The 9,982-nt window shown below is 63.7% G+C and carries 8 protein-coding genes and 1 pseudogene; 3 read left to right on the top strand and 6 right to left on the bottom strand.

Going from position 1 to position 9,982, the window contains the following annotated elements:
• Both ABYW26_RS05505 and ABYW26_RS05500 read right to left on the bottom strand, forming a co-directional pair.
• Positions 1-1,155: pseudogene (locus ABYW26_RS05505) on the bottom strand (transcription-repair coupling factor); the annotation flags it as partial.
• Positions 1,156-1,187: 32 nt separating this feature from the next.
• Positions 1,188-1,715 carry a component of SufBCD complex gene (locus ABYW26_RS05500; protein WP_372603786.1) on the bottom strand — a complete coding sequence of 176 codons (528 nt, stop codon included), beginning with the start codon at positions 1,713-1,715 and terminating at the stop codon, positions 1,188-1,190.
• A 119-nt stretch (positions 1,716-1,834) separates the two neighbouring features.
• Between ABYW26_RS05500 and hemB the strand changes: the two genes are divergently transcribed.
• Together hemB and ABYW26_RS05490 are read left to right on the top strand one after the other, a co-directional pair.
• Positions 1,835-2,836, top strand: a complete 1,002-nt coding sequence (hemB, locus tag ABYW26_RS05495; protein WP_372603785.1) for a porphobilinogen synthase — start codon at positions 1,835-1,837, stop codon at positions 2,834-2,836.
• Between the two features lie 120 nt (positions 2,837-2,956).
• Positions 2,957-3,517 (top strand): YSC84-related protein, encoded by a 561-nt coding sequence (locus ABYW26_RS05490; RefSeq protein WP_372603784.1) that lies wholly within the window; start codon positions 2,957-2,959, stop codon positions 3,515-3,517.
• Positions 3,518-3,641: 124 nt separating this feature from the next.
• Here ABYW26_RS05490 and ABYW26_RS05485 read toward each other — a convergent pair whose 3' ends face one another.
• Positions 3,642-4,514 (bottom strand): NAD(P)-dependent oxidoreductase, encoded by an 873-nt coding sequence (locus tag ABYW26_RS05485; protein WP_372603783.1) that lies wholly within the window; start codon positions 4,512-4,514, stop codon positions 3,642-3,644.
• A gap of 79 nt (positions 4,515-4,593) precedes the next feature.
• Between ABYW26_RS05485 and ABYW26_RS05480 the strand changes: the two genes are divergently transcribed.
• Positions 4,594-7,065 (top strand): penicillin acylase family protein, encoded by a 2,472-nt coding sequence (locus ABYW26_RS05480; RefSeq protein WP_372603782.1) that lies wholly within the window; start codon positions 4,594-4,596, stop codon positions 7,063-7,065.
• Here the strand turns inward: ABYW26_RS05480 and ABYW26_RS05475 are convergent.
• The 3 genes from ABYW26_RS05475 to ABYW26_RS05465 all read right to left on the bottom strand — a co-directional run.
• Entirely contained in the window at positions 7,034-8,398 is a 1,365-nt protein-coding gene (locus ABYW26_RS05475) for a cytochrome P450 (RefSeq protein WP_372603781.1), read from the bottom strand. The genes ABYW26_RS05480 and ABYW26_RS05475 overlap by 32 nt on opposite strands.
• On the bottom strand, positions 8,395-9,609 hold the full coding sequence (locus tag ABYW26_RS05470; RefSeq protein WP_372603787.1) for a hypothetical protein: 1,215 nt from the start codon (positions 9,607-9,609) through the stop codon (positions 8,395-8,397). The genes ABYW26_RS05475 and ABYW26_RS05470 overlap by 4 nt, the downstream gene beginning before the upstream one ends.
• 63 nt (positions 9,610-9,672) lie before the next feature.
• On the bottom strand, positions 9,673-9,982 hold a 310-nt coding region (locus tag ABYW26_RS05465), incomplete at its 5' end, for a cytochrome c biogenesis CcdA family protein (RefSeq protein ID WP_372603780.1).

The raw sequence follows: 9,982 nt of genomic DNA, 5'->3' as shown, positions 1-9,982 counted from the left end.
GTCACGACGAACTTTAATGTGATCCGCCAAAGCGCTGAAAAGACTGACTTGTTCAAGCTGCCGTTCAGGCGAGAAATTGCGCCCGATCCGCCCGCCCGCGTCGATCACCCCCAACCCCAGCGCCTGCGGCAGCGGGTTCAGTTGCATCACCCGATGCCCGGCAATCGCCACCTGCCATGCGGCGTCATCCAGATACAGCAGCTTCGGCGGACAGGGCTTATAGACCGTGTCCAGCCGGTGCTTGGCCTTCATCGCCTCGCGCCGGGTGTCATATTGATCTTCGATGCTGTCCCAACGGCTAAGCCGCGATGGCGTCACCTGATCGTCAAGGTAAACCGCTGCGTCGGGCAGATAGTCGAACAGGGTCTCCAGCCGCTCGTGAAAGAACGGCAGCCAGTGTTCGACGCCCTGATGCTTGCGCCCGGCGCTGACCGCCTCATACAGCGGATCGTCCGAGCCCGCCGCGCCGAATTCAATGCGGTAATTCTGCCGAAAGCGGGTGATCGCGGCCTCGTCCAGAATGACCTCGGACACCGGGGCCAGATCGATCACCTGCAACTTTTCGGTGGTGCGCTGGGTCGCCGGATCAAAGCGCCGCGCGCCGTCCAGAACATCGCCGAACAGGTCCAGCCGCACCGGGCCGCTTTGGCCGGGCGGGAAAATGTCGATGATGCCGCCGCGAATGGCGTAATCGCCCGGCTCCATCACCGTGGGCGATTGCGAGAAACCCATGCGGGTCAGGAAATTCCGCAACGCCGCCTCATCAAGGCGCTGACCGACCACCGCCGAGAACGCCGCCTCTTTCAACACCGCCCGCGCTGGCACACGCTGGCTGGCGGCGCTGAGCGTGGTCAGAATGATGAACGGCCCCGGCACCCCATGCGCCAGCGCTGCCAGTGTCGCCATCCGTGCCGCCGAGACATCGGCATTCGGCGACACCCGGTCATACGGCAGACAATCCCAGGCCGGGAACACCAGCACCGGCAATTCCGGCGCGAACATCGCCAGCGCCGCCTGCATCGCCGCAAGCCGTTTGTCGTCGCGGGCGACGTGACAGACCGGACGTCCGGTCTTGGCCAGTTCCGCCGCGATCAGCCGGGCGTCAAAGCCTTCGGGCGCGCCGCTGACAGTGATGTGATCAGATGAGGAGGACATGGGGCCGGACATGGCGCGGGGCGGCGAGGCTGTCAACCTCCCAGCGCGCCGATCGACAGGTTCTGATACATGCCCCACAGCGAAGTCACCAGAATCGCCGCCATCCCGATCACCTGTGTGCCCAGCCGGTGATACCGCAGCGTGCGCAACAGCGCGTCCCCGGCAATGTCACGGTTGCGGATGCGGCGCGAGGTAAAGACGCTCAGCGCGCCGACAAAGGTCATCGGAAAGGCCATCATGAACACCGCCTGAAAGAACTCGATCAGGTAATAGAACCCCAGCAAGGCCAGGGCAGTCAGCACGAAACAAGCGCCTCCGATCAGCCAAATACCTGACATTTCAAAGATATACAGGATGCGGTTAACGTTGATGCGCACCAAATCGTGCAAATCTTCAGCAGCTGCGCCGCCCTTGCGCGCCGCACGCTGGATCAGGTCAAACGGCACGCCCAGCACCCAATGCGATGCCGACGACCACAACACGGCAAGCCCGATCCAATACCAAAGATTTGAAAAGGATCGCATGTCGATCACTTCAAAGACGGTCTTATGCCAATCCACGCGCGATCCTCGCTCAGATGCTCTGGCGCGCACATTAGCCGCGCCGCAGCGTGATTCCTACCCTTGAGATACACGCAATTCCATGCCACCCAAGGGAAAAGACCAGTTAGGACACGGACATGCGCCCCATCGTCGCCCCCTTTCCCGCCACCCGCCTGCGCCGCCTGCGCAAATCCCCCGCCATGCGGGCGCTTGTGCGGCAGAATTCCCTAAGCGTCGAAGACCTGATCTGGCCGATTTTCGTCCGCGACGGCGTCGATGTGGTCGAGCCCGTGGCCTCGATGCCGGGTGTGAACCGGCTGTCGGTCGATCGCGCCGTCATGGCCGCTGAAGAGGCCGCAAGCCTTGGCATCCCGGCGATCTGCATCTTTCCCTATACCGACCCGGCGAAAAAGACGCAGCTGTGCGAAGAGGCATGGAACCCCGACAACCTGTCGAACCGCGCCATCCGCGCTATCAAGGCGGCGGTGCCCGATATCGCGGTGATGACCGACATCGCGCTTGATCCCTATAATATCAACGGCCATGACGGCATCGTCCGCAATGGCGAGATCGTGAATGACGAAACCGTCGAGGCGCTGGTGAAAATGGGGCTGGCGCAGGCCGAGGCCGGGGCCGATATCCTTGGCCCCTCGGACATGATGGATGGCCGCATCGGGGCCCTGCGCCACGCGCTTGAGGCCGCTGGCCATGTCAATGTCGCGATCCTCAGCTATTCGGCGAAATATTCCAGCGCCTTCTATGGCCCGTTCCGCGACGCGGTGGGCGCCTCGGGCGCGCTGACCGGCGATAAGAATACCTATCAGATGGACCCCGCCAACAGCGACGAGGCCCTGCGCCTGATCGAACGCGACCTGCGGGAAGGCGCCGATATGGTGATGGTCAAACCGGGGATGCCCTATCTGGATATCTGCCGCCGGGTCAAAGACACGTTCGGCGTGCCGACCTATGCCTATCAGGTCTCGGGCGAATACGCGATGCTGCAAGCCGCCGCCCAGAACGGCTGGCTGGATGGCGAAAAGGTGATGATGGAAAGCCTGCTGGCGTTCAAACGCGCTGGCTGTGACGGCATCCTGACCTATTTCGCCCCCGCCGTGGCGCGCAAACTGGCCGGGCGATAAACCAAAGGCGCAAGAAATCGCCGCCCTGCGCAAGATGTGATGACAGCCCCGGCGCGAAACACTATAGTTTGCGCAAAGGCCAAATAAGGCCACAAGCTGAGGCATATCGAGGGTAAATCAATGACCACCTATTCCCGCCGGAGTTTCCTGCTGGCCGCTGGGGCCACCACCGCGCTGACCGCCGCTTGCGGCAACGGAGTCGGCTCGGACGGCGCCGTCACGATCGACGCCCGCGTTGACGCGACGCGCGATTACCTGTTCAACAAATACCCGTCCACACAGGAACTGGCGCAAAAAGCGCTGGGCGTGCTGTGGATGCCGCTGATGACCAAGGCCGGCTTCATGGTCGGTGGTGCCTACGGCGAAGGCGCATTGCGCATCGACGATGCCACGGTCGATTATTACGCCGCCGCGCAAGCCAGCTTTGGCCTGCAGATCGGCGCCCAGCAATACGCCCACGCGCTGTTTTTCATGACCGAGGACGCGCTTGGCACCTTCCGGCGCTCGTCCGGCTGGTCGGCGGGCGGCGATCTGGAATATGCGCTGAACGATCAGGGCGGCAACCTGTCGGCCGAAACCCTGACCGCGCTGGATCCGGTGGTGGCGGTGGTCTATGGCCAGGCTGGCCTGATCGTCGGCGCCACGCTGGAAGGCACCAAATACAGCCGCATCATCCCCTGACCCGTTCCGCCCTTGGGCGGGGTTGGATTTGAGTATTTTTGCCAAGAAAAAGAAGCGATCCATCTTTTTCTTGGCCTCAAATACTCATTGCGGAACCGGGCCGCTGGGGGCGCGGCCGATGGGATCAGTCAAACGCGCGCAGGCGTTTGATCAGGCTTGACGTATCCCAGCGGCGCCCGCCCATGTTCTGGACCTCTTTATAGAACTGATCGACCAGCGCCGTGACCGGCAGGCTGGCGCCGTTTTCCTCGGCGGCGGCAAGGCAGATCCCCAGATCCTTGCGCATCCAGTCGACAGCAAAACCGTGGTCGAATTCGTCGTCGATCATGGTGGCGTGGCGGTTCTGCATCTGCCAGCTTCCGGCAGCGCCGCCGCCGATGATGTCGATCACCGCGCGGCCATCCAGACCGGCCTTTTCCGCGAAATGCAGCCCCTCGGACAGGGCCTGTGCCAGACCGGCGATGCAGATCTGATTGACCATCTTGGTCAATTGTCCGGCGCCGCTGTCACCCAGCCGTTTGCACATTTTCGCATAGGCCAGAATCACCGGCTCGGCCCGGTCATAATCGGCCTGATCGCCGCCGCACATCACCACCAGCTGACCGTTCTCGGCCCCGGCCTGACCGCCAGACACGGGCGCATCGACAAAGCCAAGGCCCGCCGCCGTGGCCTGTTCCGCCAGTTCGCGGGTCACCTTGGCCGACACCGTGGTGTGATCGACGAACACCGTCCCCGGCGCCATCGTGGCAAATGCGCCGTCCGGCCCGGTGCAGACCGCCCGCAGGTCGTCGTCATTGCCGACGCAAGCCATCACGAATTCCGCGCCTTCTGCCGCCTTGGCCGGGGTCTCGGCCAACTTGCCGCCATAGCGTGCCACCCAGTCATTTGCCTTGGCGGCCGTGCGGTTATAAACCGTGACCTCATGCCCGGCCTTGGTCAGGTGACCCGCCATCGGGGCGCCCATGACGCCCAAACCCAGAAATGATACGTTAGCCATGCTTTCCCCCGCTTTGCCCTTGTCCTAACCTGCAACCAGAACTAACCGCTGAAACCGGGCCGTCAATAACAGGATTCCCATGCCAAGATTGTTTCGCTGGCTTATTCGCCTGACCGGAGTGCTGATCCTTGTGGTTTTGGTCGCCGGAATGGGGGCTTATTATCTGGCAGCGCGCTCGTTGCCAGATTACGACCGTCTGGTCGAGGTGAGGGGTCTGGCCGGGCCGGTCGAGATTGTCCGCGATAATGCCAACGTCCCGCATATCGAGGCCACGCTGGACGAGGACGTCTATTTCGGTCTGGGCTATGTCCATGCGCAGGATCGGCTGTGGCAGATGACCATGCTGCGGCGCACCGCGCAGGGCAAGCTTAGCGAATTGTTCGGCGCGCGCACCGTCAGGATAGACGAGTTGCTGCGCCGGTTCGATCTGTATGGCAATGCCCAGCGGGCGGTGGCGGCGCAGGACAGCCAGACCATCGCCGCGCTTGAGGCTTACGCCCGCGGCGTCAACGCCCGCATTCAACAGGTCAATGACGAGGCCCTTGGCCGCGGTGCGCCGGAATTCTTTCTGTTCTCGCCCGAGATCGCCTATTGGCAGCCCGCCGATTCCATCGCCATCGGCAAGTTGATGGCGTTGCAGATGTCGGGCCACCTGTCGAACGAGGTGCTGCGGGCGCGGGTGTCGCTGGCCTTGCCGGACGAGCGGTTGCGCGATCTGATGCCGGATTTCCCCGGCGCGGGCGTGGCGGCGCTCAGCGATTTCGCGGCGCTGTTCCCGGATGCGCCGCGCGCGCTGGCGCTGAACGCGCCCGCAACGCCTGACCCTCTGTCGCCGGTGCCCGAAATGGGGCTGGCCGGGGCGTCAAACGCTTGGGCGGCGGCGCCGAAACGGGCGGCTGCGGGCGGCACGTTGATGGCGAATGATCCGCATCTGGGTCTTAGCGCGCCGTCGATCTGGTATCTGGCCAGTCTGGATCTGTCGACCGGCGGCGTGATCGGCGGCACCATTCCCGGCGCACCGACGGTGCTGGTCGGGCGCTCGGAACAACTGGGTTGGGGGCTGACCACGACCTATCTGGACGATCAGGACGTCTATATCGAAAAGCTGAACCCCGATAACCCCGAGGAATACCTGACACCCGAGGGCTATAAGCCGTTCCAGACCCGCCGCACCATCATCAACATCAAGGATGCGGCGCCGCTGACCATCACCCTGCGCTGGACCGAGAACGGGCCGGTTCTGCCCGGCAACCATTTCGATCTGGGCAGCATCACGCCGCCGGGGCATGTGACCTCGGTCGCGTGGACCAATTTGTGGGAAGGTGACCGGTCGGTCTCGGCCGCGCTAAGCCTGATGCGGGCGCAGTCGGTGGACGAGGCGCTAGACGCGGGCCGGCTGTGGGGCGCCCCGGCGCAGAACCTGACGGTGATCGACAAGGACCGGATCGCGTTACAGGTCGTGGGGGCAATGCCGCGTCGTGATCCGATGCACCAGACGCAGGGGCGGATCCCCTCGCCCGGCTGGCTGTCGGAAAATCGCTGGCAAGGCGCCCTGCCCTATGCGGACAATCCGCGCTTTACCGATCCCGAAAGCGGCATTCTGGGCAACACCAACAATAAGCTGATCGACCGGCCTTTCCCCGAGCATCTGACCTTTATCTGGGGCGACAGCCAACGCATTCAGCGCTGGCGCAACCTGATGCGCAACCGCGAGGTTCACACCCGCGAAAGCTTTATCGAGGCCCAGCTTGACACTGTCAGCTTTACCGCCCGCGCCCTGTTGCCGCTGGTGGCGCGCGATCTGTGGTATACCGGTGAAACCGCCCCCAAGGGCAGCATCGAGCGCCAGCGGCAGCAGGCGCTGGAGATGCTGGCCAACTGGAATGGCGAGATGAACGAACACCTGCCCGAGCCGCTGATCTATGCGGCGTGGATGCGGCATTTGCAGGATCGGCTGATCCGCGACGATATCGGCCCGTTGACCGACGCCTTCACCCATGTCGAGCCGCTGTTCATCGAACGGGTGTTCCGCGATGTCGATGGCGCCGGGGTCTGGTGCGACATTCATCAATCCACCATCGTCGAATCCTGCTCGGAAATCGCCAGAATCGCGCTGGACGAGGCGCTGTTGTGGATCGACGAGACCTATGGCGGCAATCTGGCCAGCCTGCGCTGGGGCGATGCCCATCAGGCGCATCACGATCACCCGGTTCTGGGCGAAGTGCCGGTGCTGCGCTGGCTGGTCAACATCCGCCAATCGACCAGCGGCGGTGATAACACGCTGATGCGTGGCGTCGGCAGCGGCAAAGACCCGGCGCCTTTCGCCAATGTTCACGGTGCGGGCTATCGCGGGGTCTATGATTTCGCCGATCCCGACAGCTCGGTTTTCGTGATTTCGACCGGGCAATCCGGGCATCCGTTGTCGCGCTATTACGATGATCTGGGCGAGCTGTGGCGGCGCGGGGAATATGTGCCGATGTCGCTGGACCCGGATCTGGCGCGGGCCGCTGCAGTGGGGATCACGACGCTGGTGCCGCGTCTCGACGACTGAGGTTTAACCAGATTCCGTCGCGGGCCCGCACCGTCAGATGCGCCACGGGCACCGGCTCGCGCCCTTTGACCGGGGTGAACTGCCAGTCGCGCAGCAAGCTTGCCAACAGAACCGGCCCTTCGACCATAGCGAACCCGGCCCCGGTGCAGACCCGAGGCCCGGTGGAAAACGGCATATAGGCGCTGCGCAAACAGGCCTTGCCGTTCTCGGTGCCATAGCGGTCGGGGTCGAAATCGTCGGGCTTGTCCCACAGGCGGGTGTGGCGGTGCAGATGCCACGGCGACAGCACGATCTGGCTGCCCTTGGGCACGTCGCGGTCGCGGAAGGTCTCGTCGTTGCTGGCCTCGCGCACCATCATCGGCACCGGCGGATATAGCCGCAGCGCCTCGCGGAACACATCGCGGGTAAAGCGCAGTTTCGACAAGTTGGCAAAGCTGGGGTCAGCGGCAAATGCGCGGGCCTCGGCGGCAGCGCGGTTTTGAACCTCGGGGGCCAGCGCCAGCAGATACAGCGCCCAGGCCAGCGCCGAGGCCGAGGTTTCGTGCCCGGCAAGGAAAAAGATCGCCACCTGATCGACCATCTCGGCGGTGTCAAAGCGTTGACCGGTTTCGGGGTCGGCAGTGGTGATGATCTTGGTGGCCAGATCGTCGGGCGCGGTGCCGGCTTTGATCGCCTGCATCCGCTGGTCGGTCAGTTGGGTGATCAACGCCCGGATCGCGCGGGCGGTGGCCTTGGTGGTGCGGCTGTGCAGGCGCGGCATCCAGCGCGGCAGTGGAACAAACGCCGCTACATTCAGGATCGGCTGGCTGCGCTGATAGCTGCGGAACTGGCTGAACACTTTTGCCGCGATTTCATGTTCGATCGGGATCGAGAACAGTGTTCTGAAAATCACATCCGCCGCGGCATGGCTGGTCTGGGCCTCGATCTCGGTCTCGCCGGGGGCCAGCCGGGCCGAGGCGGCCTGTGCCGCGGCCAGCATCGCCGGAAACGTATCGCGCAGCCGCCCGCCCTCGAACGCCGGGTCGATGATGCGGCGCTGGCGCGCCCATGTCTCGCCATTGGTCAGGAAAACCGAATTGCCCAGCAGCGGTTTCAGCCCCTCGGACACGCGGCCCGATTTCGGGAAATCCATCGGCCGCTGTTTCAGCACCAGATCCAGCAATTCGGGCTGGTTCACCATGAACGACCGAAAGAACGGCGTGCGGAATTCGGCCATCCACGCCCGATACAGCCGCGCCGGTTGCGCCGACAGGATGTCCTGCCGAAACAGCCGCACATAGCGCCACAGCGACACCTTATCGGGCCGGGCTGTTGGTTTTGGCGGGCGGATCATGCGGCTATCGACCGAAAGCCCGAGACCGCGACGTCGATCCGGCTTTTCGACGGTTGCCGCCCGGCATAGCGCGCCGCCAGCGTCAGTGGCCCGGCGGTGATGCGGAAATAGTCATAATCGCCGGGCCGGTCAAAAGCGCAGAGATACTGGAAATGCAGCCGGAAAAACCGCCAGCGCAGCTCTTTCCAGCGTTCGGGGCTAAGGGTCTGGGTAAAGGCGGCCGAGATCACCAGCGGCCAGCGTTTGTCAGGTGGCGCCACGCCAGTCACGCTGACCGGATCGCACAGCGCAAAAGCGCAGCCATCGCCGGGCGCGGTGACATCGACCCATGTCAGGGCATCGCTGCGGGAAATATCGCGCAGATCGCGGCGCAGGCGTTCGGCGCGTGGCAGGAAACTGACCATCGGCACCACCTGCCCCAGCGACAGGAACGCCAGCGCCGGGCCATTTGCGGGCAGCGCACCGTCCCGCAGCAGATCGGCCAATATCGACACCGCCAGATGCGCGCCCGAGGAATGGCCGACGACCAGCACCTCGTCCACGTCATCCTGCAAGGCGGCGGCGATGGTGGTGCGGAATTCGGCCATACGCGCCTCAAGCGGGGCGGGATTTTCGCCACCGTATTGCGCCGAATAGGCATAGTCATGCATCAGGTAATAAGCGAAGAATTTGCCATCCTTGCGCTTGAACCATTTCAGGATCGGCCAGACCACCGCCAGACCCAGCCAACCGATATAGGGCACACCGCTAAGCCCTAGCACCGCGCCGATCAGCCGGGCCGCGATCAGCGCCAGTCCAAGCTGGCCCAAAAGCATGAAGATCGGGTAAAGCGCCGCGATGATCGGCCCCTTGCGCAACCGCATCAGCCGGAACAGCGCCCCGGTGCCGATATAGGCCCAGGCCGTGCGCAGCAATTGCAGATAGGTCGCGGGAATGCCCCGATCCATCGAGTCGCGCACGATGTCGGACCAGACCAGAACCTCGACATCGGCGGCGGTTTCGGCCCCGTCCATTTCGGCCTCGACATGCCAGCCATAGCGCCCGCTGCCGCGTTTCTTGGGCTTTAGCGCGATCTGATAGCCCGAGATTGCTGCCTGATCGGCACTTTCCTTGCGGTAAAGTTCGCGATAGCGCCGGGGATGAATCGGGTCATAGCCGGGGATGTAAAACACCCGGCGGCGGCGCACCTGTTGTTGCCCTGTCTGGTCCATCATGCGACTGCTCTGCCTGTTCTTCGACACAGCTTAGCGCGGTATTTTGACGAAAGTAAGCCGTCAGCCCAGCGTCGACAGCCGCGGAAATGTCTCAAGCAACCAATAGGAAAACTTCGAGAACCCGCCGGTCAGCATCAACAGACCGATGGTCCACAGCAACAGGCCCATGATCCGTTCGATCTGTTCCATGTGGCGTTTCATCCATGCCATCACCCCGGTCAGGCGCGGGAAGAACGCCGCGACCAGCAGGAACGGGATGCCCAGACCGGCGGCATAGACCGCCAGCAACAGCGTGCCACGGGCAAGATCGGCCTCGGATGCCGCCATCGACAGGATCGCGCCAAGCTGAGGCCCAATGCACGGCGTCCAG

The organism is Actibacterium sp., assembly GCF_041584535.1.
Classification (GTDB): Bacteria; Pseudomonadota; Alphaproteobacteria; order Rhodobacterales; family Rhodobacteraceae; genus Actibacterium_D.
This window is presented reverse-complemented; position numbering and strand designations above follow the sequence as displayed.